Origin of the sequence: Sphingomonas sp. Leaf23, assembly GCF_001421585.1 — a bacterium.
Taxonomy (GTDB): Bacteria; Pseudomonadota; Alphaproteobacteria; order Sphingomonadales; family Sphingomonadaceae; genus Sphingomonas.
The window spans coordinates 394,133-419,756 of record NZ_LMKR01000003.1 but is presented as its reverse complement, the minus strand read 5'-3'; the positions used below and the strand labels follow the sequence as shown (position 1 = coordinate 419,756).

The 25,624-nt window shown below is 65.3% G+C and carries 23 protein-coding genes and 1 tRNA gene; 7 read left to right on the top strand and 17 right to left on the bottom strand.

Translation table 11 applies throughout. The features are described 5' to 3' along the window. Positions 1-13: 13 nt before the first annotated feature. Positions 14-1,126 carry an alanine racemase gene (gene alr / locus ASE67_RS10260; protein WP_055760365.1) on the top strand — a complete coding sequence of 371 codons (1,113 nt, stop codon included), beginning with the start codon at positions 14-16 and terminating at the stop codon, positions 1,124-1,126. Continuing rightward, positions 1,114-2,364 carry a D-amino acid dehydrogenase gene (locus ASE67_RS10255; protein ID WP_055760362.1) on the top strand — a complete coding sequence of 417 codons (1,251 nt, stop codon included), beginning with the start codon at positions 1,114-1,116 and terminating at the stop codon, positions 2,362-2,364. The genes alr and ASE67_RS10255 overlap by 13 nt, the downstream gene beginning before the upstream one ends. Here ASE67_RS10255 and ASE67_RS10250 read toward each other — a convergent pair. Next, positions 2,358-4,331, bottom strand: a complete 1,974-nt coding sequence (locus tag ASE67_RS10250) for a GGDEF domain-containing phosphodiesterase (RefSeq protein WP_235511866.1) — start codon at positions 4,329-4,331, stop codon at positions 2,358-2,360. The two genes, ASE67_RS10255 and ASE67_RS10250, sit on opposite strands and share 7 nt — an antisense overlap. A 188-nt stretch (positions 4,332-4,519) precedes the next feature. On the opposite strand from ASE67_RS10250, the gene moaA reads away from it, so the two are divergent. From moaA to ASE67_RS10235, 3 genes are all read left to right on the top strand, one after another. Further along, positions 4,520-5,518 (top strand): GTP 3',8-cyclase MoaA, encoded by a 999-nt coding sequence (moaA, locus tag ASE67_RS10245; RefSeq protein WP_055760359.1) that lies wholly within the window; start codon positions 4,520-4,522, stop codon positions 5,516-5,518. After that, positions 5,515-6,285: an NAD kinase gene (locus tag ASE67_RS10240; RefSeq protein ID WP_055760357.1), complete on the top strand. Its 771-nt coding sequence runs from the start codon at positions 5,515-5,517 to the stop codon at positions 6,283-6,285. The genes moaA and ASE67_RS10240 overlap by 4 nt, the downstream gene beginning before the upstream one ends. Before the next feature lie 68 nt (positions 6,286-6,353). Then, positions 6,354-6,428, top strand: a tRNA-Asn gene (locus tag ASE67_RS10235). A 123-nt stretch (positions 6,429-6,551) separates the two neighbouring features. Here ASE67_RS10235 and ASE67_RS18200 read toward each other — a convergent pair. The 12 genes from ASE67_RS18200 to ASE67_RS10190 all read right to left on the bottom strand — a co-directional run bounded on the left by ASE67_RS18200 (position 6,552) and on the right by ASE67_RS10190 (position 18,375). Then, complete coding sequence (locus tag ASE67_RS18200; protein WP_156348583.1) at positions 6,552-6,689, bottom strand: hypothetical protein; 138 nt, start codon at positions 6,687-6,689, stop codon at positions 6,552-6,554. Between the two features lie 41 nt (positions 6,690-6,730). Beyond that, the gene (locus tag ASE67_RS10230; protein ID WP_156348582.1) at positions 6,731-7,354 is read right to left on the bottom strand and encodes a hypothetical protein; all 624 of its coding nucleotides are present in this window, start codon (positions 7,352-7,354) and stop codon (positions 6,731-6,733) included. Continuing rightward, complete coding sequence (locus ASE67_RS18195) at positions 7,302-7,469, bottom strand: hypothetical protein (RefSeq protein WP_156348581.1); 168 nt, start codon at positions 7,467-7,469, stop codon at positions 7,302-7,304. Before ASE67_RS18195 ends, ASE67_RS10230 begins: the two co-directional genes overlap by 53 nt. 641 nt (positions 7,470-8,110) lie before the next feature. Continuing rightward, a complete protein-coding gene (locus ASE67_RS10225) occupies positions 8,111-10,717 on the bottom strand; it encodes a phage tail length tape measure family protein (protein WP_055760350.1) in 2,607 nt (868 codons plus the stop codon). A gap of 9 nt (positions 10,718-10,726) precedes the next feature. Next, the gene (locus tag ASE67_RS10220) at positions 10,727-11,422 is read right to left on the bottom strand and encodes a hypothetical protein (RefSeq protein WP_055760347.1); all 696 of its coding nucleotides are present in this window, start codon (positions 11,420-11,422) and stop codon (positions 10,727-10,729) included. Next, the gene (locus ASE67_RS10215; RefSeq protein WP_055760344.1) at positions 11,419-11,958 is read right to left on the bottom strand and encodes a hypothetical protein; all 540 of its coding nucleotides are present in this window, start codon (positions 11,956-11,958) and stop codon (positions 11,419-11,421) included. The genes ASE67_RS10220 and ASE67_RS10215 overlap by 4 nt, the downstream gene beginning before the upstream one ends. 2 nt (positions 11,959-11,960) lie before the next feature. After that, positions 11,961-12,311: a hypothetical protein gene (locus ASE67_RS10210; RefSeq protein WP_055760340.1), complete on the bottom strand. Its 351-nt coding sequence runs from the start codon at positions 12,309-12,311 to the stop codon at positions 11,961-11,963. Next, entirely contained in the window at positions 12,308-13,774 is a 1,467-nt protein-coding gene (locus tag ASE67_RS10205; RefSeq protein ID WP_200922199.1) for a hypothetical protein, read from the bottom strand. The genes ASE67_RS10210 and ASE67_RS10205 overlap by 4 nt, the downstream gene beginning before the upstream one ends. Continuing rightward, positions 13,771-14,094 carry a hypothetical protein gene (locus ASE67_RS10200; protein WP_200922198.1) on the bottom strand — a complete coding sequence of 108 codons (324 nt, stop codon included), beginning with the start codon at positions 14,092-14,094 and terminating at the stop codon, positions 13,771-13,773. The genes ASE67_RS10205 and ASE67_RS10200 overlap by 4 nt, the downstream gene beginning before the upstream one ends. Before the next feature lie 380 nt (positions 14,095-14,474). Then, a complete protein-coding gene (locus ASE67_RS17755; protein ID WP_082457055.1) occupies positions 14,475-16,733 on the bottom strand; it encodes a phage/plasmid primase, P4 family in 2,259 nt (752 codons plus the stop codon). A 167-nt stretch (positions 16,734-16,900) separates the two neighbouring features. Beyond that, complete coding sequence (locus tag ASE67_RS17750; protein ID WP_082457054.1) at positions 16,901-17,086, bottom strand: helix-turn-helix domain-containing protein; 186 nt, start codon at positions 17,084-17,086, stop codon at positions 16,901-16,903. Positions 17,087-17,175: 89 nt separating this feature from the next. Further along, the gene (locus ASE67_RS10190; protein ID WP_055760331.1) at positions 17,176-18,375 is read right to left on the bottom strand and encodes a tyrosine-type recombinase/integrase; all 1,200 of its coding nucleotides are present in this window, start codon (positions 18,373-18,375) and stop codon (positions 17,176-17,178) included. 369 nt (positions 18,376-18,744) lie between these two features. On the opposite strand from ASE67_RS10190, the gene ASE67_RS10185 reads away from it, so the two are divergent. Beyond that, positions 18,745-19,407, top strand: coding sequence for a CC0125/CC1285 family lipoprotein (locus tag ASE67_RS10185; protein ID WP_055760329.1), 663 nt, complete (start codon positions 18,745-18,747; stop codon positions 19,405-19,407). Positions 19,408-19,811: 404 nt separating this feature from the next. Here ASE67_RS10185 and secA read toward each other — a convergent pair whose 3' ends face one another. The 3 genes from secA to ASE67_RS10170 form a co-directional block, all read right to left on the bottom strand. After that, positions 19,812-22,559 (bottom strand): preprotein translocase subunit SecA, encoded by a 2,748-nt coding sequence (secA, locus tag ASE67_RS10180; protein WP_055760326.1) that lies wholly within the window; start codon positions 22,557-22,559, stop codon positions 19,812-19,814. Positions 22,560-22,650: 91 nt separating this feature from the next. Further along, positions 22,651-22,905: a hypothetical protein gene (locus ASE67_RS10175; RefSeq protein ID WP_156348580.1), complete on the bottom strand. Its 255-nt coding sequence runs from the start codon at positions 22,903-22,905 to the stop codon at positions 22,651-22,653. A gap of 95 nt (positions 22,906-23,000) precedes the next feature. Then, the gene (locus ASE67_RS10170; protein ID WP_162236344.1) at positions 23,001-23,789 is read right to left on the bottom strand and encodes an energy transducer TonB; all 789 of its coding nucleotides are present in this window, start codon (positions 23,787-23,789) and stop codon (positions 23,001-23,003) included. A 69-nt stretch (positions 23,790-23,858) separates the two neighbouring features. On the opposite strand from ASE67_RS10170, the gene argJ reads away from it, so the two are divergent. Beyond that, positions 23,859-25,085, top strand: a complete 1,227-nt coding sequence (gene argJ, locus ASE67_RS10165) for a bifunctional glutamate N-acetyltransferase/amino-acid acetyltransferase ArgJ (RefSeq protein ID WP_055760316.1) — start codon at positions 23,859-23,861, stop codon at positions 25,083-25,085. 202 nt (positions 25,086-25,287) lie between these two features. Here the strand turns inward: argJ and trxA are convergent, their stop codons facing one another. Further along, complete coding sequence (trxA, locus tag ASE67_RS10160; RefSeq protein WP_055760313.1) at positions 25,288-25,611, bottom strand: thioredoxin; 324 nt, start codon at positions 25,609-25,611, stop codon at positions 25,288-25,290. Positions 25,612-25,624 lie beyond the last annotated feature (13 nt).

Below are 25,624 nucleotides of genomic sequence, written 5' to 3'. Positions count from 1 at the left end.
GAGACAAGGACCGATGGCATTGCTGACGATCGACCTGAACGCACTGGCCGCCAATTACCGGACGATCGCGGCGCGCGTCGCCCCGGCACGGGCGGCGGGCGTGGTGAAGGCCGATGGCTATGGGCTGGGCGCGGTCCCGGTCGCCGATGCGCTGTATCGCGCGGGCTGCCGTGATTTCTTCGTCGCGCTGACCGGCGAAGCCCATGCGCTGCGCCCGACGCTGCCCGCCGATGCGCGGTTGTTCGTGCTGAACGGGATCGCGCCGGGCGAGGAAGCGGCGCTGGTCGATGCCGATGCGATCCCGGTGCTGAACTGCCCGGCGGACATTGCCCGCTGGGGCGCGGCGGCGCGGATCAACGGGCGGCGATTGCCCGCGGCGTTGCAGGTCGACAGCGGCATGTCGCGCCTTGGCCTGGCACCGGCGGAGGTGGCGGCGATTGCCGCCGATCCGCGGCTGCTGGCCGATATCGACGTCGTGCTGGTTATGAGCCATCTGGCGTGCGGCGATGAACCCGGTTCGGCCGCGAACGAGGCGCAGCGCGCGCGGTTCGACGAACTGGCGTCGATGCTGCCACACGCGCCGCGTTCGCTGGCCAATTCCGGGGGCAGTTTCCTGGACGGCGGCTTCCATGGCGACCTGGTGCGGCCGGGCATCGCGCTGTACGGCGGTGCGCCGCAGGAGGACCGGCCCAATCCGATGCGGCCGGTCGTCGCGCTCGATGCGCGGATCGTGCAGTGGCGCGACGTGCCGGCGGGGACCGGCGTCGGCTATGGCCTGACCTCGGTCGCCGACCACGACCGGCGGATCGCGACGCTATCCTATGGCTATGCCGATGGCTGGCCACGGATGCTCAGCAATCGCGGCGCGGCCTATGTCGCCGGGGTGCGCGCGCCGATCGCCGGGCGGGTGTCGATGGACAGCATCTGCATCGACGTGACCGGTGTGCCGCTAGACCTGCTGGTCGCCACGCCCCATGCCGAGCTGATCGGTCCGCACCAGACGATCGATCGGGTCGCGGCGGATGCCGGCACCATCGCCTATGAAATCCTGACCAGCCTGCGCCACCGCCATGCCCGGCGGATCGTGGCCTTGCGCGAACAAGAGGACGCAACATGCGGATCGTGATCCTGGGCGCGGGGGTGATCGGTGTCACCTCCGCATGGTATCTGGCTCAGGCGGGGCATGAGGTCGTGGTAATCGACCGGCAGGCCGGGCCGGCCCTCGAAACCAGCTTTGCCAATGCGGGCGAGATTTCGCCGGGCTATGCCTCCCCCTGGGCGGCGCCGGGCATCCCGGCCAAGGCGGTGAAGTGGCTGTTCATGCAGCACGCCCCGCTGATCCTGCGCCCGCAGCTGGACATGGCGATGCTGCGCTGGCTGGTCGCGATGCTCGGCAACTGCAATGCGCGCGACTATGCGGTGAACAAGGGGCGGATGGTGCGCCTGGCCGAATATAGCCGCGACCAGCTGATCGAGCTGCGCGCCGCCACCGGCATCACCTATGACGAACGGACGCAGGGTACGCTGCAGCTGTTCCGCGAGGAAAAGCAGCTGGCCGGCATCGACAAGGATATCGCCGTCCTGAAGGCCGATGGCGTCGCCTACGAAGTGCTCGACCGCGCCGGATGCATCGCTGCCGAACCGGGGCTGGCGGGCAGCAACCTGCCGCTTGCCGGCGGCCTGCGCCTGCCCGGCGACGAGACGGGCGACTGTTTCAAATTCACCAACCGGCTGGCGGAGATGGCGGCGGCCGCGGGGGTCGAGTTTCGCATGGGTACGACCGTCCGCCGCCTGGTGCGGCAGGGGAACCGGATCACCGCCGTCGAAACCGATCACGGGACCGTCACCGGCGATGCCTATCTGGTCGCGATGGGCAGCTTTTCACCCAGGGTGGTCCAGCCGCTGGGCCTCAAGCTGCCGGTCTATCCGGTCAAGGGCTATTCGATCACCGTACCGATCGTCGACGAAGCGCGCGCGCCGGTGTCGACGCTGCTCGACGAAAGCTACAAGGTCGCGATCACGCGGCTGGGCGATCGTATCCGCGTGGGCGGCATGGCCGAGATTTCAGGCTTCAACAACGACCTGCCCGAAGCACGGCGGGCGACGCTGGAATATTCACTGGGCAGCCTGTTCCCCGGTGCCGGCGACACGTCGCGGGCGAGCTATTGGAGCGGCCTGCGCCCGATGACGCCCGACAGCACGCCGGTCGTGGGCGCGACGAAGTTCGGCAACCTGTTCCTGAACACCGGCCACGGTACGCTGGGGTGGACCATGGCCTGCGGGTCGGCGGCGGTGATTGCCGACCTGATGTCGGGCAAGCGGGCGGCGATCGAGACGGCGGATTTGTCGATCGCGCGCTACTGATCCAGCAGCGCCGTAAGCGCCGGGACGGTCAGCGGTTCGGCGCACAGAAAGCCCTGGTACAGCTCGCACCCCTCGGTCGCCAGCGCGTCGCGTTGTTCGACCGTTTCTACCCCTTCGGCGATGATCGTCAGGTCGAGCGAGCGGGCCATGTCGATCACGCCGCGCACCACCACCCGGTCGCGGTGCGATCCGACGATATCCTGCGTCAGCCGCCGGTCGAGCTTCAGATAGTCGAGCGGCAGCGCCTTCAGATAGGCGAGGCTGGAATAGCCGGTACCGAAATCGTCGATCGCGACGCGGCATCCGGCGGCGCGCAACGTCGCGAGCAGCCCGGCCGCCTCGCCCAGTTCGGCGATCAGCCCGCTTTCGGTGATCTCAACGGTCAACCGGTCGCGCGGAAACCCGCTCGCGTCGGCGGCGGCCAACAGCGTTTCGGCGAAATCGGGCTGCGCCACATCCTCGGCCGTCACGTTGATCGACAACCGCAGCCGCGACAGCGGCGCGTCCCAGCGCGCGGCGATACGCATCGCCAGATGTTGGACATGCGCCGACAGGCTGCCGGCCAGACGCGCCTGTGCGGCGGCGGCGAACAGCAGTTCCGCACCCAGCTCGCCACGGTCGGGATGGTCCCACCGCGCCAGCGCCTCGACCCCAACGATGCGTCCGGCCAGCAGGTCGACCTGCGGCTGGAACCGGATGGTAACCTCCCCCCGGTCGATCGCGCGGTGGACCTCGCTCGCCAGCCGTTCGGCGCTGTCCTCGGCCGGCGGCTCGTGCGGATCGTCCGATCGGACACCGGGCAGCTCCCGCTGTATCCGGCGGATCAGCTGCTCCCCCGTTTCGTGCCCTTGCGCGACGCCGCACGCCTGCCGCAACGCCAGCGACACCATCGTGCTGCCCGCGACGAACGGCCGCGCCAGCGCCTGCTTCAGCGCCTCCTCCAGCCCGTCGTCATTGCCATGCGGCAACAGCACGGCAAATTCGGTCCCGCCCAGCCGCGCCAGCGCCGCGCGGGCGACGCCGGCGTCGCGCACCGCCTGTTCGATCCGCCGTTCGACCGCGCGCAACAGGGCATCGCCGACCACCCGCCCCTGTTGCCGGTTCACCGGATCGATCCCGGCCACCGCCAGCACACGGATGCCGGGACGCTCGCCACCCTCGATCCGGCGATCGAGCCAGCGCTCCGCCCCGGCATGGTCGCGTACCGAGCCCAGCGCCTCGCGCACCACCGCGCCGATATCGCCGACGCGCGCCAGCGGCTCGATCAGCGCATGGAGCCGCCCGCTATGCCGATCGCGCGCGACATGCTGCACCACCCGCCCAAGGCCCGGCAGGTCATGGGCAAAGGCGGTGGCGGGCAGGTTATCGGTCAGCCGCCGGAGGCCCGCCAGCGCGATGCGACGCCCGTCCGGCCCCAGTGCCCGCAGCAGCGCGCGCGGATCGCTGGTTTCGGCAAAGCCGGTCGCCTCCGCCAGCGCGGGCGTCAGTTGCAGCGTGCCGCGCTCCGCATCGTGCCGCCAGCCGAGCGGCGCGCCCGCCCCGGCCGCCGGATCGTGCCAGCCGCCGCCCATCCGCACGACATGGCGTTCGGCCGATCGCACCGCCTGCAACAGCACTTCGCCGCCGATCGGGCTGACCAGGATATGGGTCGCGCCGGCATCGTGCAGCGCGCCCAGCCGGTCCACATCGCCGCGCGACACCAGCACCAGCAACGCATCGCCATGGCCGGCGATGCGCGACAATTCGGCGGTGGCGGCGATCCCCTCGTCGATCGCGCCGCGTGCATCGACGATCGCGATGGCGGTCCCGCTGGCGGCGACGCGCTGGCGCAGGCCATCGGCGCGGCGGGCGGCGACGACGCGCCAGCCGGCCCGCGACAGGATGGCGGCGAGTTCGTCCCGCTGCCGGAACGACAGTACGAACAGCGCGCGCTGCTGCGCCGCCTCATGCCCCAACCATGCGGTCAATTCCCACCCATCGGCGCGGACTGTATGAAACCCTGCGCGCGGCGGCAATGGACCGTCCGTATGGTTCGGTCTTACAACAGGACCGGCTGATCGCCCCGCCCCCCGCTCGGGACAGGGCAGGTTCGGCACGAAAAGCGCGCAGCCCCGGTCATTGCCATTCCGGGGTCGGCACCCTAGCTTTGCCGGTAATGTCCTGCGCCCCTTCCCTTATCGACGCGCATGGCCGTACCATCCGCTATCTGCGCATATCGGTCACCGATCGGTGCGACCTGCGCTGCCGCTATTGCATGGCGGAGGCGATGACCTTCCTGCCGCGCGCCAAGCTGCTGAGCCTGGAGGAGATCGCGCTGATCGCCGAGCGCTTCGTGGCGCGCGGGATCGACAAAATCCGCCTGTCGGGCGGCGAGCCGCTGGTGCGGCGCGGCGTGACCGAACTGACCCAGCGGCTGGGCCGGATGGTCGGGAACGGCCTGTCCGAACTGACCATGACGACCAACGCCACGCGGCTGCGGGAACATGCGCCAGCGCTGGCGGCTGCCGGCATCCGGCGGATTAATGTCAGCCTCGACAGCCTCGAGCCCGACGTCTTCCGCTATGTCACGCGGCATGGCGACGTCGCGCAGGTGCTGGACGGCATTGCCGCCGCGCGCGAGGCGGGCCTTGCGGTCAAGATCAACATGGTGGTCCTGAAGGGGCTGAACGAGGAGCATGTCGGCGACATGCTCGACTGGTGCGGGCGCGAGGGGCATGACCTGTCGCTGATCGAAACCATGCCGCTGGGCGCGATCGACGAGGATCGCACCGACCGCTTCGTGCCGCTGACCCGCGTGTTCGACACCCTGTCCGATCGCTTCACCCTGACGCGCGACAACCACCAGACCGGCGGGCCGGCGCGCTACTGGCGGGTGGGCGAACATGGCAACCGGCTGGGCCTTATCTCGCCCCTCACCGCTAATTTCTGTGCCGGGTGCAACCGGGTGCGGCTGACGACCGAGGGGAAACTCTACCTCTGTCTCGGCCATGACGATCATGTCGACCTGAAGGATGCATTGCGCGAGGGCGGGATCGCGGCGGTCGATGCCGCGCTGGACGCCGCCCTGCCGCGCAAGCCCGCTGCGCATGATTTCCGTATCGAAACCGGGGCGGCGCCCGCCGTCGCCCGCCATATGAGTGTGACCGGCGGATGACCACGCGCCTTGCATTGCTGGCCTCCCCCACCGCACAGGCGCGCGCGGCGGAGGAAACGCTGCGCGCCCGCTACGACTGGGTGGGGGTCGAGGATGCCGACCTGATCGTCGCGCTGGGCGGCGACGGGTTCCTGTTGCAGGTGCTGCACATGCTGCTGGAACGGCGGCGGACGGTGCCGGTGTTCGGCATGAACCTGGGCACGGTCGGGTTCCTGATGAACGAATGGCGCATGGACGAGCTGGATCGGCGGCTGGGCCGGGCCAAGCCGTTCCGCGTGTCACCGCTCACCATGACCGCGACGACGATGGATGGCGAACAGCGTGTACTGCCCGCGATCAACGAAGTCTCGCTGCTGCGCGAAACCCGCCAGACCGCGAAGCTGGAGGTATCGCTCAACGACCGGGTGGTGATGCCCGAACTGGTCTGCGACGGCATCCTGGCCGCGACCCCCGCCGGATCGACCGCCTATAACCTGTCGGCCAACGGCCCGATCCTGCCGATGGGGTCGGGGATGCTGGCGCTGACCCCGATCAGCCCGTTCCGCCCGCGGCGCTGGCGCGGGGCCATCCTGCCCGACAAGGCGCGCATTACGCTGCGCGTACTGGAGCCGGAGAAGCGTCCCGTCTCGGCCGTCGCCGACCAGCGCGAAGTGCGCGACGTGGCGCAGGTGGACATCGCGGCGGATCGGGTGCGTGACCTGACGCTGTTGTTCGACCCCGAACATGCGCTCGACGACCGGATCACGATGGAGCAGTTTGCGGGCTGAGGCGAGAAAGTGAAAATAACCGCTTGCAAAGCCCGAATCCGCTGGTAGAGACGCGGCCTCGCAGTTGTTCCCTGATAGCTCAGCGGTAGAGCTCTCGACTGTTAATCGAGCGGCCGTAGGTTCGAATCCTACTCAGGGAGCCATTTTTTGCGAGTAAGGCGTTGATAACGCTCGGTTTTCTATAAGACACCGTAAATCATCCCCACAATTGAACACCTTTCCGACTTGCGACGTACCCGCCCGATCGCACCGGGCGGGCTGGGGCATCAGTCCTTGTCGTTGATGATTCGGTCCAGTTGGTCGCCGCAGTCCATTAGCATCTGTTCGATACCGGCAACCGCGTCGCTGTTCTGTCCGTCGAGGTGCGGGGCGATGACACCCGCGATGGCCCATGCATGGGTCAAGCGGCGCTGTAGGGCCTCTAGGGCCGCTTTCGTGTCTGGGGTCACAGGTCGTTCGCCCGCATTGGCAGCGGCGCGCGGTTGCGGTTCAGCCGGTATTGCGGCCTTCCCCAAAGGCGCGTCACCGAACAGCGGGTCGCACGGATGCGGTCGCGGTGCATGATGCGGGCCGGGTGATTGCGCGCGCCGCAATCCTCGGTGTCATCGGATGCTGTCACGTCGATCAAGCAATCTGGCTGTCGCTCACCGCACTCCCACGTCGACGCCTCCCGGTCGCTGTCCTCGTCGTAGGGGTCGCCAACGCGCGTGGGATCATCGTCGCCCGCCATGCAGGCGTCGTCGTCGCCGTCCTCGTCGTCCTCGTTCTGGAGGCTGTCGGCGCGCAGGGGCGGTGTCTTGCGGCCCTGCCATTCGAACCACGACACGTCCTGATCGTCGCCGTTGCTGGCTTCGTGATCGCCGTTGTCCTCCAAGTCGGGATCGCCCGCGAGGTCGTCTAGCAGCGCAATCATCGTGTCGATGTGATGGCCGATTTCGGCATAGGCGACCTTGCGCCCGACGATCGCGGGGAGGTCCGCCAGCGGGATCGGCCGGCCATGGTCCATGATGCGCAGGTCAAGCATGGCCACACACCCCCGCTTCCTTGGCCCGAAGCTCGATGGCGGCATCCAACATCGCCTTGGCCATCAATTCGAGGTGTTCGGGGGTGATCTGGTGATCGCTACAGGTGCGCGCGAGCGGCGACAGGGGTTGTAGCCGCAACATCAGCATTTGCTGTTGCATGGTTCTTCTCACTGGTTCGGCTTTCTACGGCCGTTTCGGGTGTCGGACCCGAAGCCGGGGGGTAGAAACCTGCCAGTGAGACAGGCCGGCAGCTTTTACACTTTCGTGCTGGACATGGCATACCGCCCCCGGCCATAAGGTGGCCAAGGCCGTGCCACGCCGCCAAGCGTGCACTGTTCTGGAACCCGCCAAGGTTCCAATTCGGCACCCGCCCTCGCCAAAGGGTAGCTGCCTATCACTGGTCCGGGTTTCTACGCCCACGGATTAGATGCACTCGATATTTACGCTGCGCAAGCCCTTCCCTCGCCAAAGGGGAGGCTTCCGCGCGTCTATGCTGTTGGCGACGGCTGAATTTTCAGCCGATGAAACTCTGCTACACCGCTACGCTACACCCCGATCTACCGTAGCGCCCCGATCGCCCCAAGCTGCCCGCCCCGGAACATCGATCGGGGCGGTAGGTATGCGAGTTTCCCCCATGGATGGGGAATAAACACCAACGGTGGACCTGCCCCCAGATTTGGGGGCGTCTCCCCGCTTTTGGGGACACCCTCAATTTGAGGAAGTCGGGTGAGGCCGGGAGCGAATGGGGATGCTCCCGGCCTCTAGCACGACAGGGGTTCCCGACCCTGCCGGCTATCTCGTTATGTTGCCACTGATCCATTTTGGTCCATCTCGGTCAGTAGCGATTGCAGGTCGCGCTTCACCTGATCGTATGTCGCCGCCCCGCCCTGTCGGATCATGGCGACGATTTGCGTCTGATCGATCGCACCGGACACCTGATAGGTGTTGTGAATGTCGCCCATGCGGATGGGTGCCTGCCCCCCACCCCCAGCCACATGCACGCCCAGCTTGCCGGTCGAAGTCCGCGACAAAGGCATGACAGCTTCGGGGCCGTTTTCGCCCATCTCGCCGAACTTGGAGCCTTTGGCGAAGCGGAATAGCGTCGGGCTAGTGACGATCTGGTTCGTGAATGCCCCGCCCTGCGCGAACCGCTGTGCCGTGCCGAATGCGCCGCCCTTGGCGAACCCCATACCGCCCCCGCCGCCGCCTAGCGCCGACATGAGGAAGCCGGTGAACCCGCTACCGCCGCCTCCGAAGGCCGATACAATCGCGTTCAGGATCAATTGCTGGATAGCTGCCTCGATCATCTTCTGGATAAGCCGGTCCAACGCCTTTTCAACCGCATTGCCGAACGACTTAAAGATGTTCTCCCCCTGCCGGACTCCCTCGAACCAGTCCGTCAGGAACCCCCGCGCCGTATCCCGCAGTCCCTGCATTGCCTCGCGCTGCTGATCGATCGCGTACCGCTGTTTCGCATAAGCCTCGCCCGCGCGATCGATCGCCGCAAGCTCTTCAGCCGACAAGGTGATACCGGCTTGTTGCTGCCGGATCTTCTCAGCCATGGCGTAATTGTAGGCGATCAACGCCTGCCCGCTGAGGCCCAGCCCTTTGGCTTCCAAGTCCATTGCATAGGCGGCATCGGCGGATTCCTTCGCCAACTGCGCGCTACGGGTGGCGCGATCTAGGTTGTTCTGATCGCGGACAACAGGCTTGGTTGCATCAACCACCGACTTGTACTGATCGGGGGAAAGCTCCTGCCCCTTGGGCAGGGCGTCGCGCGCACGGGCCAGCGCCTCAGTTTCGATCCGCGCTTGCGTCAGTGCGTCGCCGTACAGCCCTACCAACGCAAGCTGGTCGTTGATGGCGTCGTTCTGCTTGGCGAGGCCGTCGACCACGCCCTGCACCGCCATGGCGCTGTCCGTGGCGACCTTCAGGTTTGCATATGCCTTGGCGAGGCTGTCGACCTTTGACCGAACGGCGTCGGTGACCGGGATTTTGGCTCTTTCGATTTCGGCCAGTAGCTTCGTGCGTTGCTCCAGCTCGGCGGTAGCGCGCGCCGAAAGCCCCACGGCTGCGGCGCGTGCCGTCTCGCTCGCAATGTCAGCCTGCGCTCCTGCGTAAATATCCGACAGCTTCTCGGCGTTCGACTTGCCGCCCTTCGGACCAGCCTTTGCGGCCGGCGCGTCATAGAAGCCCTTTGCCATTTCAGCCTGTCGGGCAGCAGCGTTCTTGCGAGCCTGCTTGACGATACGGTCAAGCATCTTCTGGCCTTCGTCATAGGACGCGCCATAGGTTCGCTTGATAATATCGGGATCGTTCCCGGTCAGCACGTTCAGCACCGCACCCGGCTTGCTAAGCTCGCCCAGATAGGCCTTCGTGCCGGCAAGGCCCGCATAGATCCCGGCAAGCGTCGCCCGCGTGCCAGTCGCCAGATAGTCGAGGAACTTGTCCCAAGTCTTTGCCATGGTTTTGGTGTTGATGCCCATGGCCTCGGCGGCACTTTGGAGCGCAACCTGAAACACCGCCTTAGTCGTGTCGCCGAACGTGACGCTAACAGCGTTGAGCTTCTTAACCTCTTCCTTGGTGTAGCCCATCTCTGTCGTGTATTTGCGCAGGCCCGACGTGTCGTTTGCTTGCTTCGTCAGGGCCGCGAACCCGGCGGCGACGATCCCGACCCCAGCCGCGACTGCCGCGATGATCGGCAGCAAAGGAGCGAGGGCGGCCCAGATTGCGACCCCCGCCGCCCGAAACACGGTCCCGATCGACTGCCCCGTCATCGCGGCCTTGTTCTGCAGGATGTCGAATAGCTGCGGTCCCTGCTGGATCGCGATTAAGAACGGACTCATGCCCGACATGGCGGTGACGCCAATATCGGCGAGCTGGCGAGAAGCGTTCAGGCTGTCTTGCGCCGTGAACTTGATTGCCGTGCTGGCGGCTTTCGCGTTGTCCGCCACCTTCCCCAGGCTAGAACGGTAGGCAAGGACGTGGGCGTCGGCTTGGCCCATAACGGCGGGCACGGTCGCCATTGCCGCTCGGTAAGCCTTAACGTGTGCGTTGGCGTCCTGCTGCGCACTGGCGAGGCCAGCGAGATGCTGCGTGTAGGCTTTGACGTGGGCATCCGCCGCCGCCATGGCCCGCGCGCTATTGTCGTTCGCCGCCGCCATGCCCGACGCTGCCTTGGCATTGGTCGACATTGCCGCCGACAGCTTTTCAACCGCACCGACGATCGCGCCCAGCTTGGCGTTCATGGACTGGACCGTCGCCACCAGCTTGGCGATCGACCCGGAGTTGTTGCCCGACGACTTGCCGGCCTTGTTCGCCGCCTCGGAGAAGCGGTTGAGGTCGTTCGCGGCCTTTACGACCTGATCGCTGTCGACCTTCAGACTAAGCGCGGCAAGGTCCGTCATGTCGCCCTCCTAGATGCCTGCGGGCGCGTCAGGGACGCCCAGCCCAAGCGTGTGAGCTGCGTTGACCGCCGCCCGGTAATTGGCGTCGAGGCGCTGCCGTAGGCCGTACTGGCGCGGGACGGCTGCTTCGTCCTCCATGGCCTGCTTGTGCCGCGCCACCGCTTCGTTCAGCGACTCGATTTCGGCGATCTGGTCCGCGACGGTGCGGCGGTATTCATCCAGCGTCCGGCGCGCTTCGTTCTTCCGGCGCGCCTCCGCATCTTCAGCCGCCGCCTTCTCCTGCACGTCGAGCTTGCGCAGGTATCCGCGCAGGTGGCACGCCTCGGCCATCAACTGTGCGTCGCTCTCAACCATCATGCCCAGCGGGCTGAGGTTGTTGATGCCCATGTAGTACCAGACTGATCCGGAGCGGCGGAACGTCGCAGCAAAGACCTGCTCGCGTTCATCATCGGTAGGGGCGCGCAATGCGCCCTCTCCCCGGTTGAGATACAGGCCGATGGCCTGCAATCGCGCCTCAGCGCCGGCACGTCCGCGCTGGCCGTCATAGCCCTGATTAGGCCCGACGACCGGCCAGTCGGGGCAAGCCAACGGATCGCGGTAGTACTCGCGCGGGTCGAGAATCTGCGTGCGATCGATCTTCGTCGTTGGTGCCGGCGTCCGCGCCGGTCCCACGGGAATGTCTGCTCCAAGTCCGTACATGGTCATGCTCCTATCCAAGGGACGGCACGGACATGCTGATAGATGCCCGTGTTGTTGTTGTAGGTTTCGTCGGCGTACATGATGACGCGATCACCGCTGCCGGCCGGAGTGAACCGCCCATAGGCGTCCGTCGTCAGCCCCCCGCCCTTCACGACGTTGGCGCCAGCGCGGACCAGCACGTTCAGCGCCCTGCCCTCGCTCAGCGCCACCGCCTCAATCGCGTTGAAGGCCCAATCCGTCATCGTGTCGCCGCCGCCCAGCGTGTCGACGTCCGCGATGTAAACCGGGCCGGTTGGGTTGATGCCCGCCAGTGCGAAGGTTTCCGTGCGGAACTCCATCGGCGCAGCGGTCGCGGGGATCCACTTCGTCTGTCCGGGCAACAGGTCAGGGCCGAACACCAGCGCCGTACCCGGCCGAACGCCAGCCACGCGCGGACGATCGCCATTCGCCTGCACGGTAGGGACGTAACAGCACCGCCGCACATGATTGACGCGCGGCCCGTCGAGGAACTGGTCGGCAACGATGCGACGATACCGCGCCATGGTCAGTCGCCCTTGGGAGCGATGAAAGCGGGCAACGCCAGCGGGGGGCGGGTGCGCGGGACACCGGAGTTGGCGACAGTGCGCGCAGGCGGCGGGGTCACGTCGTCGCCCTTGGGGGCAAGGAACGATTGATTGCCGGCCGGCTTGCCGTTCGTGATTTCGGCAACCGCCTGATTCAGCACCGCGCCCAGCTTCCCCGGCGACGACAGCGTTTCCACGTCCTCGATAAGGTGCGCGACCGCCAGCGACAGCGTGGCGAACTCTTCGCGGCTGATCGGCTGGCCCTGATTGGTGACAGGCTGTGCCGGCGCGCGCTTGGCACGACGGGCGAGGAACTCTTGCAATGGGTTCATGGTAGGTAACTCCGTTGGGTTTCAAGCGTCTTCGGGCCAGTCTCGGGAAAGATGAATGCCCACGGTTGCCAAGGCGGCAGGGCAGCGTTGGAGATGACGCCCGCAACAGCGTTGGCGATGTCGTCATGTCCGCCTGGCGCATGATCGATACTGTCACGACCCCCGCGCGCGGTGCGGCGCTCAAGTCCAACGATCTGATTAATCAGCTTTGGGTCGTCCAAAAGCGATACGCGGCCGCTATTCAGGACAGGCAGCATGTCGCGGTAAAGGTCCGACCTGTTCTTGTCCGACACAATGTAGGCGATTTCGTGCTTGCGGAACTGCTCGCGCGGCCACTCGCCTGCATAGCGGTCGCCGGTGACTTCGCGGATACCGTACAACTTCAACAGCCCGCAGAACTCAGCCACGACTCCTTCGGGAGAGAAAGGCGGCTTAACTTCGCGCGTGGCGTCGATGACGGTAAGGAACTCGTCCTTGTCGCCCTCATGATGGGCAATCGCCAGCGTCATGCTGTCCTGCGAACCGCCCGAAGGATCGACGAAGGCGGTATACTGCACGCCGGGTCGGGGTGCGCGTTCGCGGGTGCCGACTTCTGCGCAGGCCTCCACGACCTCCAGCGAAACGAACGCCTCCACGTCCTTGCGGAACTCGCCGCCATACTCGGCCGATGCCGATGCCGGGTCGTTCTCGTAAGCCTCGGTCAGGAACTCGCCATCGCGTTTGATGGTCGGGTTCATCACCCACGTTGGAGCTTGCACGACCAGCGTCTTACCGGGCTTGCCATGGTGCCTCTTGTGCTTGTTCCACAGCAGGCCGCGACGGGCGTAGGGGCTGCTAATGCCGATAAGCATCGCCCCCGGCACGGTCGCCATTGCCGGCTTTACCGCGTTGTACACGTCCTGATCGGGGTTGGCGCTGTTCTCCGACGACCAGAACGCCACTTCATCGAACACCGCTGCGACGACGGTAGGGCCACGGGTGCCGCCCACGTCGTTCGTCGTAATCTCGATCGTGATGCCGTTGGTTAGCTCGATCCCCTCAGCCGTCTGCTTGGCGACCATCTGTGCCAGCAAGGGCTTGCGGAAATACGCCTTGATGTACCCAAGGCACACCTTCGCCTGCTTCCGGTCCTTGGCGATAAGCTGGACCATCACCGTTTCGCCGGGAACGATGCAGTCGAGCCACCCCATCTGCTCAGCGCCGAACGTGGCAAGGTAGGTCGCGAGGGCCGATGCCTTCACGTCCTTGCCCGATCGCCGGCCACAGATGAACCAGCCCTCCGTTGCCGCCTCGGTCGGTGCCTCGGTGCGCCCGGTCAACTCGGTGAAGGTGGCAAGCTCGGCAGCGTCCAACGGCTCCCCGAACAGCGCCTTGTCGATGACGCGCCACGTCGCCCAGCTATCAGGTTCGAACCAGTCGCCGAATAGGTTCGGGTCGCGGCAAGCCTCGGAGAACGTAATCATGCCACCGCCCTCCGCGCTGCCGCCTGCGCCCCGTACTCGGCAATAGACGGCGTGACGTTGCGCATCGCCCGCTTGAGGCCCAGCGACTCCAGCAGGCGGCGCAGGCTGTTGGCGGCGGTCGTGTATGCCGCCACGTCGATAGGCTTGCCGTTCGCCGCCCCTTCGTCCTGTTGCTCGCACCAGATTGCCAGCGAGGCCGCACGGCGCGCGATCTGCTCCTGTGCCTCCGATGGGTCGCCGCCCATGTCCGCCCGTAGCGTCTCGACAATCTCCCGGTAGCGGCGTGCGACAGCCGAACGCCCGTCAACCCCGGCCAGCATGACGCTACCGTTGCCAACACGGGTGCGAACCTCTGGCCTTAGCGGTGCTGGACGGGTGCCGGGACTTGGCATTCTTGGCTCCGGGTGTGGGGATAAACCACAGGTTAGGGTTAGAACGTATCGGGAATAATGGCGGAATTGCAAGCATTTTCGCATCTGCACTGGCTCCTATATCAGGAACCGAACTGGCCGGTTGTCAGCGGCAAGAAAAGGCGGGCGGCGAGGTGTTCGCGCGTGGGCGGCCTACAAACCACCTCCTGTTACCCGTGTTACCGATGTTACCGGTTATCCTCATCGATCCACACCCGCGCGCGCATGTGAATGTCTGATCTGGAAAATGCGTAACATCGGTAACAACGGTAACACCGTTGCGCAGGCGCTCAGTCGCGGTCGGCCGGATCGTGATAGTTGCGCTGCGCCACCTGAACCACGGCGATGCCGAAATAGGTCTTGCCAAGGCTACCAAGCGCCCGCGAGTTTTTGACGGTCAGGTTGCGTTTCTTCATCGCTGCGCCGAATGACTTCGCCGTTCCCGGAACCTCCCCGTTCGCCTTTGCGAAGGTTTCCCAGTCAGCATACAGCTTGGCGGCATATTCCATTTTTCCGGCCTCAATGACGCACCGTTCGTCAATCCACTGGCCGAACACGTCCTGCTCCGCGAAATACTCGTCGGTGGCCTCTACGATAGCCGCCGGACGGGTCAGGCCCGTCGCCAGATACTTCCGTGCGCCTGCAATCATCCATGCGAGGATTTGAGGCCATTCGGCCTTCAGCTTGTCCTCCAGGTCGCGATCGGGGTTAGTGGGCTTCAGCACGAACGGGGCGATGTTGAACCGACGCCGCATGGCGTCATCCACGTTCTTCAGCGCGGGAGCGTGGTTGCCGGCGATCGTCAGTTTGAACTGCGGCCGGAACGTGAAGTTGTCCTGCCGCATGAAACGGGCCGTGATGGGGTCGCCACCGGTCAGGGCCTTGATCCGAGCCTCTGCCCACGCCCTGCCCTCTTCCGTCTCGCTGGCCGTCACCAGACGGGCACCTCGAAGCATCGCAAGCTCGGTCGAGTGCCGATCGTTCTTGCTGTCGGCGAATGTCTCCATCGCCGCCGTGACGGCGTAATCGCCCATGATCCCCGTAACGGTGTTTAGGAACACCGACTTTCCGTTGCCGCCGGGGCCATAGATGAACAACAAGGCGTGTGCCGTGGTCAGCCCGGTAAGGCTATATCCGCACCACAGTTGGAGGAACGCAATCATGTCCGCGTCGCCGCCAAGGGAGTCATGCAGGAACCGCAACCACAGGGTAGGCTCGCCATGGTCCGGCGCGGCCCCGGTCAATTTGGTGATCCGTAGATCCTTGTCCGAATCGCTGAGGATGCCGGTGCGAAGATCGATTGTCCCGCCAGGCGTACCCAACAGGTACGGGTCGGCATCCCATACTGCGCTGGTAACTGCGTGCGTCCGGTCAGCTCGCGCCAGCTTCTCGACACCGCTTGCGGTCGCGGCGCGTCCCAATGCCCGCACCCCCCCGCCCAGCTCGCGAGCCAAGAGGCGCGCATAGTCGAACGCGAGATCGGTTTCATCCATCAACCAGCGCGCACCGTCCCAACGGAACCAGCGGCCGGCGTTGTGATCGAACAGCAGCGATCCGCCATGCTGCGCCGTAAAGGCAAGCGCGATCGTGTCCTCGGACACGTCCGGATCATCATTCGCCGCCATCCGTCGCGCCTTGGCGACCGGCGCGGGAGCGGAACGGGGCGAGCGTTGACCATCAGCCAATCCTCTCGCGACCTTCGCCGATATTGCCTCAGCCGTCCAAGGGTTGCCGGGGTCAAATGACGCCATGCACAGGCCAGCGGCAATAAGGCCAGAACTGGCGGTCCTGAACGACAATTCGCCGCCGCCTACCAAAGCGCCGATCTTTAGAGCGGCGCTGTTTAGAGTGCCCTCCTGAGCGCCGCTCGATGCCATAGCTATCAGGTCGCACTCCTGTTGGAGCGCAGCGAGGCCATACGCGGAATCAGTATCCTGCAATGCGGTGCGCAGCGCGGACTTTTGCGGGGCTGGCACCGTCGCGGCTGGCGCGGCCGGCGTTACCTCGGCGTCTGGCTTGCGATTGCGTACCAGCTCGACCAATTCATCGGGAGGCTCGCTCGCGTCCTGGTCGCACGTCCAAATATAAGGCTTCCCCGAAGGATGCCACGACGGGGGAATGATAGCGTATCCGCCCTCCCCGCGCGTTTCCGCGCCGGGCAGGCTTGGGAAGGGCCAGCCTTTCACCGTGCGCTGCGCATTAATGACTGGGTTGCTCGCATCCCAACGAAAGTAGAGGTGATACCCCTTCCCCGTGGTTGCACGTCGCGTCGACGGCAAGGGTATATCGCAAGCCGCTTCGAACGCTGCCGGGTCGTCAATATCGAGAACCCAAGCCCCGATTTTCTCGCCGGTCGGAACGCCGATCATGGCTTTGGGCCAACGTGCCCACCATGCCGCGATGACGCGAGGATCGGTAGACGCGTCCTTGAACCCGTGTTCGGTCAAAGGTCGCTTTGTCTGGGGGTTGCAGGGAAAGACGGGCCAGCCGCGTGCAGCCTGTTCTAGGGCAGCGGCCTGCAACGCATTCGTTGCTTCGGAGGCGATCACTGCAACACCTCCAACAGGTCATTGTCGCGGAACCAGTGCTGCAACAGGATCGGCGCAGGGAATTGCGCTAAGCGCGGCCGAATGCTAGGAACGCCGCTGTCTCCGCCAAGATGACATGCGACGCTCTCAGCCTTCGGGCTGGGGGCGTTTTCAATATGGGGCACGGCTTATGCTCCACCCGCAAGGGCACGCACGTCGTCGGCCGGGATCAGGGTAGCGCTCCCCACCTTAGTCGCTCGCAGCTTACCACTACCAATCAGGCGATAGATCGTGCGCCGGCTGATGCCGAGCACGTGCGCCGCGTCGTTAACGCGGTAGGAAATCAGAGGTGAGGTTCTTGCATGGGACTGCATGGGACGCTCCGTATCGTGGTGCGCCACATTACATGCGTTACATTGCGCAGCCGCGCAACATAATAATACATTGGGGAGCTTTTCTTTCGTCATCCTGCCCTTGCGAGGTTGATTATGTTGTCGGTGTGACCGCTCAGCGAGGGTGCGACGTACCGCCCCCAGGCATCCAGAAGCGGCCGGCGCTGCTCACGTAGATCGTCGCGCTGGTAGGCTCGGGTGGTCGCCGTTCCGACCCGGTGCGCCAGCGCCATTTCGGCCGCGTCCGCTGAAACCGTTGGCATTTTACGGACCGCCCACACCCGGAAAGTCGAGCGGAAGCCGTGAACAGTTTCAGTCCGTCCGGCAGCTTTCAGCACCTTGCTCAGCGTCATGTCGCTAAGCTGACTGCCAGCCTTGCGGCCGGGGAACACAAGGCCCGTGTCGCCGAATAGCTCTTTCGCCTGTTTGAGGATCGACAGCGCCGCATCGTTCAAGGTGACGGTATGCGCTTGCCTCGCCTTCATAAGGTCGGCGGGTCGGTTCCATTCGCGCGCCTCAATATCGAAGTGTTCCCAGCGCGCCGATCGCGTCTCGCCCGATCGGGCAGCGGTCAGGATGGTGAATAGTAGCGCCAAGCGGCCAGCGGTCGCCTCCTTCGCCAACTCACCAGACACAAAGGCCGGGACCTCTTCGAACGGGACGGACGCGAAGTTTTTACCCTGCGGCCTGTTCGCGAGGCCGCTACGGATTTCGGCGGCGGTCGGCGCGGGCGTAGAGCGCCATTCCTGCGCAGCGGCGAAGTTGAGAACTTGCAGCGTCCAATGCCGTAGCTTCTGTGCGAGCGCGGGCTTGGTGGTCCACGTCGGGGCCAGCGCGGCGATCACATCGGATATGCCTATCTCGTTGACGGGCTTGTCGCCGAGTTTTGGCACGATGTGCAGGTCAAGTGACGCCTTGAACGCCGCGCGGGTCTTATCGCTGAGGCCCTCGGTCTTCGAAGCGTGGGCCTTCTTGACGGCCTCAGCGAACGTCGGAATGACAGGCGCCGGCGTGCGATCTGCTTTCCGCGTCTGCCGGATATTCCCGCCCTCTTTGGCAACGCGACGGTAGCGCAATGCCTCTTCGCGAGCCTTCGCGAGCGTCACCAAGGGGTAAGACCCAAGGCCAATATCCTCGCGCTTCCCCATGTGCTGCACACGCAGAATCCACGAGCGCCGGCCAGTCGGTTTGACGCGAAGGTACAGTCCATCGCCGTCACCATGGGTTCCGGGCTTGGCGTTCACGACCTGCTTGTCCTTGAGCTTACCCATAACGCACGTCCTCAGTTGGAGTACACAGTTTGTCCCCACACTATGAACTGGCAATGACAGGCGCGTCAAGTCACGCCGTGGCACGGTTGGAGAACCGTAACTGGCTGAATAGCAACGAGTCGCATGGTTCGTATGGCGTCCGCTGGCACAGTCAGGCATACGCCTTCCCGGTCCTACTCAGGGAGCCAGCGACACCCCGGCACGACCGGGCGTACAAGGCGGGGCTGATGCTCCGCCTTTGGTCGTTTTGGACTATGCCATTGGTGCATCTTGGTAAGCCGGCGTTCAGCAACGGCTAATCTGATGTACGGCACGGTCCATCGGCTCAAGTCCACGGACCCGAACCCCCGGCGGATCGTTTCATTCGTAATGGAACGACGCCATGGGTCGGTAGCCATGGCGGCATTGGAGAAACTGATGTTGCTGAACCCTACCCCGCGTGCCCGCCTGCGGGCGATCGGCACCACCCTTGTCGGGGCGCTGGCGCTGGCCGCCTGCGCGACGCCGACCCCGTATCAGCCCGCTTCGGGCTCGGGATTCTATCGCAACGGCTATAGCGACCAGCAGATCGAGCCGAACCGCTATCAGGTCAGCTTTTCGGGCAACAGCCTGACGTCGCGTGAAACGGTCGAGCGTTATCTGCTTTATCGCGCGGCGCAGCTGACGCTGGAGCGTGGCTATGACTATTTCATCATGGCCGATCGCGACACCAACCTGCGCAGCCGCACCTACTCGACGCCGGGCGTCGGTGGTGGCTTCGGGGGATGGGGCGGCGGCTTCGGCTTTGGCGGCTGGGGTCCGGCATGGCGCTATCGCAGCCCGGCATTCGGCTGGCGCGCCTGGGACCCGTTCTGGGGCGATCCGTTCTTCGACCGCTCGGTCGATATTCGCACCGTCGACAAATATGAGGCGATGGCGGAAATCGTGCTGGGCCGCGGTCCCAAGCCCGGCAACAACGTTCGGGCGTTCGATGCCCGTGCGGTGCTGCAGAGCCTCGGGCCGAGCGTGATGGAGCCGGAACCGCGCCGGTAAGCGGCGTTTGAGCCTGAATCGCGGAAAGGCCGCCGTTCCCATGGGGGAGCGGCGGCCTTTTTGCTGGGCGGGCCTGTCCGTCGAGGTTGGACGTATTGCATTGGCGGAGTGCGTTGGGGACGCTCGCATATTGGCAGCGACACCAGCCAATCTCGTCACCCCGGACTTGATCCGGGGTCCCGCTTCTTCACCAGCCGTGGAAGAAAAAGAAGCGGGACCCCGGGTCAAGCCCGGGGTGACGGGGGGAGAGCGGTTGGTCACCAACTGGCGATTGGGCCTTCGCCTCACCAATAAGCGTACCCCTGCGCAGGCGGGGATCCAGAGCCGCAAGCGTCATCGCCCGTAACCCTGGATCCCCGCCTGCGCGGGGATACGGTAACCTGGAAACGCAGCCCAGCGGCGGCTTACGCCACCAGCGCCCCATGGCAGTGCTTGTACTTGCGCCCCGACCCGCACGGGCACGGCGCGTTGCGGCTGACGCGGCCTTCCCAGCTTGCCGGATCGTCGCCCAGTTCCTCGTCGGGCTGCGGGGCGGCCATCTGCAGCATCGGCACGCGGGTCGTTACCAGCCCAGGCGTGCCCTCCCCGCCCCAGCTGTCGTCCTCGCCGGTCAGCGGGTCGATATGCATCGTCAGGAAATCGGGCAGTTCCGGCAGCTCGGGCGGCGCCTGGAAATTGAAGTTCGCGTGCGCCATCGTGCGGGTCACGTCCTCGCGGATGCTGCCCAGCATCCGTTCGAACAGCGCGAACGCCTCCTGCTTATATTCGTTGATCGGCGTCTTCTGCGCATAGGCGCGCAGGTGGATGACGGCGCGCAGCGCGTCGAGCATCGCCAGATGCTCCTTCCAGTGATGGTCGAGCGTCTGGAGCAGGATCGACTTCTCGATCTGGGTCCAGCTGTCGGCATCCAGTTCGGCCGACTTGGCATCGACCAGCGCGTCGGCTTCGGTGCGGATGCGCTCTTCCAGCGTCTCCGCGTCGAGGCCGTCTTCGTTCGCGACCCATTCGGCGACCGGCGCATCGACGCCCAGCAGCTCCTGCGCCTGTTCGCGAAGCCCCTCGACATTCCACTGTTCGGGATAGCTGTCGGGCGGCACCGCGTCGCCGACCACGGTGTTGACCACCGCGTGGCGCATGTCGACCACGACGTCGCCGACCGCTTCGGCATCCATGATGTCGGCGCGCTGTTCGTAGATGACCTTGCGCTGGTCGTTCATCACGTCGTCATATTCGACAACCTGCTTGCGCACGTCATAGTTGCGCGCTTCGACCTTGCGCTGCGCGGTTTCGATCGCGCGGGACAGCCACTTGCTGCCGATCGCCTCGCCATCCTCGATATTGTTGCGCATCATCTTGGCAAACAGCGTGTCCGGCCCGAAGATGCGTAGCAGATCGTCGTCGAGGCACAGGTAGAAGCGCGACAGACCCGGATCGCCCTGACGCCCCGACCGGCCGCGCAGCTGGTTGTCGATGCGGCGGCTTTCATGGCGTTCGGTGCCGAGCACGAACAGGCCGCCGGCATCGAGCACCTTCTGCTTTTCCTCGACGATCTCCGCCCGGATGCGCGCGGCGGCGGCATCATATTCGCTCGTCCCCTCGACCAGGTCGGGATGTTCGTCGAGCATGCGGAATTCGAGGTTGCCGCCCAGCTGAATGTCGGTGCCGCGACCGGCCATGTTGGTCGCGATCGTCACTGCGCCCAGCCGCCCGGCCTGCGCCACGATATGCGCTTCGGATTCGTGGTAGCGGGCGTTCAGGACCTTGTGGTCGACGCCCTCCTGCGTGAGAAACTCCGACAGCAGTTCCGACTTTTCGATCGAGACGGTGCCGACCAGCACCGGCTGCCCTTGCGACGCATGTTCGCGGATCTTCTTGGCAATGGCGCGGAACTTGTCGTCCAGCGTCTTGTAGAATTCGTCTTCCTCGTCGACGCGGCGCACCGGCACGTTGGTCGGGATCGAGACGACGTTCATCTTGTAGATGTCGAAGAATTCGGGCGCTTCGGTCGCAGCGGTGCCCGTCATGCCCGACAGCTTCGGGTACATGCGGAAATAATTCTGGAAGGTGATCGAGGCGAGCGTCTGGTTCTCCGGCTCGATCGTCACGCCTTCCTTCGCCTCGGTCGCCTGGTGCAGGCCGTCCGACCAGCGGCGGCCGTCCATCATGCGGCCGGTGAATTCGTCGATGATGACGACCTTGCCGTCCTTCACGATGTAGTCGGTATCGCGCTTGAACATCATGTTCGCCCGCAACGCCTGATTCACATGGTGGACGACCTGCGTATTTTCGAAGTCGTAGAGGTTTGCGCCGAACAGCAGCCCGGCATCCTCCAGCATCCGTTCGACCTTTTCGGTGCCGTCCTCGGTCAGCACGATCGCCTTCTGCTTTTCGTCCTTTTCGTAATCGTCCGCGCTCAGGCGCTTCACGATCTCGTCGACCGAGCGGTACAGGTCGGACTTGTCGTCGGTGGGACCCGAGATGATGAGCGGGGTGCGCGCCTCGTCGATCAGGATCGAATCGACTTCGTCGACGATCGCGAAGTTGAACGGCCGCTGCGTCATCGACGCGCGGTCGAACTTCATATTGTCGCGCAGGTAATCGAAGCCGAATTCGTTGTTGGTGCCGTAGGTGATGTCGGCGCCATACGCTTCGCGGCGCTGGTGATCGGCGATGTTCGGCACGATCACGCCGGTAGTGAGACCCAGGAAGCCGTACACCTGCCCCATCTGTGCCGCGTCGCGCCGCGCCAGATAGTCGTTGACGGTGACGACGTGGACGCCATCGCCCGGCAGCGCGTTCAGATAGCAGGCGAGCGTCGCGACCAGCGTCTTGCCCTCACCGGTGCGCATCTCGGCGATTTCGCCCCGGTGCAGCACGATGCCGCCGACCATCTGCACATCGAAATGGCGCATGCCCAGCACGCGACGCGCGGCTTCGCGGACGGTCGCGAAGGCTTCTGGCAGCAGCGAATCGAGCTTGGCGCCGTTCGCCAGCTGCTCGCGGAACTTCGGCGTCTGTGCCGCGAGCTCCGCATCGGACATGGCGGTCAGCGTGGGTTCGAAGCCGTTGATCTTGTCGACGATCGACCCGAGCGATTTGACGTAACGGTCGTTGGACGACCCGAACAGCGATTTGGCGAGGCCACCGAACATGGGCGAATTTCCTTTGGGGTCAGGCGTGCGCGCCGCGCCGAATGCCGGCGGCTGCGCAGAATGGGGACGGTCGAAAGAGCGCTGGTGCGCGCTATTCGTGGGTGCGCAGCGTTCGCGCGCGCACCGCGAACCGGGGCGCGGGCGTCAGGAACAGCGGCTGCGGATCGCGCGCGTACGGCTGCACCGGCCGCGCGGTCGCGACCGATCCGCCCTCGACCACCGCAACCGCGATCTGCGCGGCCACGACCTGTGCCTGCGCCACCTGCCGCGCATTCGCGACTCCCACGCCGGGGAGCAGGCCGGTCAGGCCCGTCAGCAGCGCAGAGAGGAACAGCAGCAAACGCAAGCGTTACGTCCAGACGGTTTGGTTTCGCGACGGGTCGCCCGGCGCATAGTGGCGAGACATAGGGATGCGGCGGGCCGGCGTCCAGCCGATGATCGTTACTTGGTGGGTTGAAAGGACCAGCGGGTTTCGGACGTTACCCGGCGCGCGCCACCATTGGGCAGTGCCGTGTAGGATTGCTGCGCTTCACAAGGAATAATTCCTTTCCCCGATTCCCTCTGCGCGCAGTCGGAGATGCTGCCATCAGATTGTACGATGAAGGTACGATCCACGGTCCAAAAGGGCGGCAAATCAGTGGTAGGTGCGTCCGCGGGCAACGGCATTCCGTCTATTTGCATGGTGGCTGTCATGGTCAGCACGCCGCTACGGAACCGGTCTCCCAGCACGCGCCCGAGGAAGTATTCGTTCCCGATCTTCAGGCATCCTTCCATCTGGTATCCCAGATCGCCAACCTTCCGCGTGGTGCAATCCACGATATGCCCGTCTTTATCGAACGTGACCCGTTCGATCTGGGCGTAGGGAGTTAGCGCCATCCGCATCGTCCCGGCTTCGGTCGGCGACTGCCATTTCACGCCATGTTCCCACAGACCTGCAATCGCCTTGCCTGCCTGATCGGTAGCTGGTCGAAAATTGCCGCGCGCAAGCATCACCCGGCACGTCGTTTGGTCCAGCGAGGCGCTCCCACTGGACTCCACAATGCGGCAACCCGTGGGCCGACCGTGCGGATCGACCGACAGAGCGAATTTCACAGGCCCCTTTTCGCCTTTTCCCAGCGCGTCGGCAGGATAGTCGTCGTTCGTTACCCAACTGGCCGGGTCGATCGGCACCGGCCCCGCCTGCGCCAGCGCCCCGCTGCCACAACAAAGCGTTGCAACCGCCGCGCCCATGCGTAGGAACCGTCGCATACCCATCCCCCTGCCCCGTATCCGGTGCAGGCTAGACCGGACATAGCGCCCATGTCGACTGCCGTATCCCCGCTCGCCACGCCGTTCCCCGCGCTGCCGCCGATCGGGGGCGTTACGCTGCGCGTCGCGCGGGCGCGGTACAAGAATTGGGATCGCTGCGACCTGACCTTCGTCACGCTGGCCGAAGGGACGGCGGTCGCCGGCGTGCTGACGAACAGCAAATGTCCCTCGCCCGAGGTCGAATGGTGCCGCCGCGCGCTGGTGCTGGGCCGGGCGCGGGCGCTGGTGGTCAACGCAGGCAACTCCAACGCCTTTACCGGCGACCGGGGCCGCGCCGCCGTCGAGGCGATCGCCGCGCGCACCGCACAGGCGATGGAGTGCCAGCCGTCTGACGTCTTCGTTGCCTCGACCGGCGTGATCGGCGTGCCGCTGCCGATCGACAAGGCCGAAGCGGGCCTCGACGCCGCCTTCGTCGCGACCCCATGTGGCTGGGAAGCGGTCGCCGAGACGATCGGCACGACCGACACCTTTACCAAGGGCGCGTTCACGACGGCAAAGATCGGCGACCGCACGGTCAAGCTGTCGGGCGTCATCAAGGGGTCGGGCATGATCGCGCCCGATATGGCGACGATGCTCGGTTTCGTCTTTACCGACGCGGCGGTCGATCCGGCGTTCCTGCAAGGCGCATTGGAAGCGGCCAACCGGCGGACCTTTTCGTGCATCACGGTCGATGGCGACACCTCGACCAGCGACACGGTGCTGGCCTTTGCGACCGGCGCGGCGGGCAACGATCCGATCGCGTCGTTCGACGATGACGGCGCGGATGCGTTCGCGGCGGCGCTGCACGACCTGTGTCGCCAGCTCGCGCATCTGGTCGTGCGCGATGGCGAGGGTGCGACGAAGTTCATCGCGGTGACCGTCGAAGGCGCGGAGAGCAACGGCAGCGCCCACCGCATCGCGATGAGCATCGCCAATTCGCCCTTGGTCAAAACCGCCATCGCCGGGGAGGATGCGAACTGGGGCCGCGTGGTGATGGCCGTCGGCAAGGCGGGCGAGCCGGCCGAGCGCGACAAACTGTCGATCCGCTTCGGCACGACGCAGGTGGCCGAGGGCGGGCTGGCGGTCGCCGGGTACGACGAAGCGCCGGTCGCTGCGCATCTGCGGGGCCAGGAGGTCGAGATTGGCGTGAACCTGCATCTGGGCGAAGGCCACGCCACCGTGTGGACCTGCGACCTGACGCATGGGTATATTTCGATCAACGCCGATTATCGGAGCTGAGGGTTCGGCCCTCGTTGGGCTGGAGATTGCGCCAAACAGGTCGGCGCTCCCACGCACCACCGTCACCCCGGACTCGATCCGGTGTCCCGCTTCTTCTCACTGCTCGGTAGAGGAAGAAGAAGCGGGACCCCGGGTCAAGCCCGGGGTGACGATGGGTTGGTTTCTTTCCGTCAGCGGCGGCGATGGTCCGCCGCCAGCAACATCAGCCCAGCTCACCCTCGAGCCATGCCTTCAGCTGGCTCTTGGGACGTGCGCCCAGCAGGTCGGCGACCGGCTGGCCGTTCTTGAACAGCTTCAGCAGCGGGATCGACTGCACGCCCATCGATCCGGCGGTGTCGGGGTTGGCCATGATGTCGACCTTGGCGATCGTCACCTTGTCGCCCAGTTCGTCGGCGATTTCTTCCAGCGCCGGGGCGATCATCTTGCACGGTCCGCACCAGTCCGCCCAGAAATCGACCAGCACCGGCTTGTCGGATTGCAGGACGTCGGCGGAAAAGCTGGCGTCGGTAACGGTCTTGGTCGGCATGATAATCTCCTTG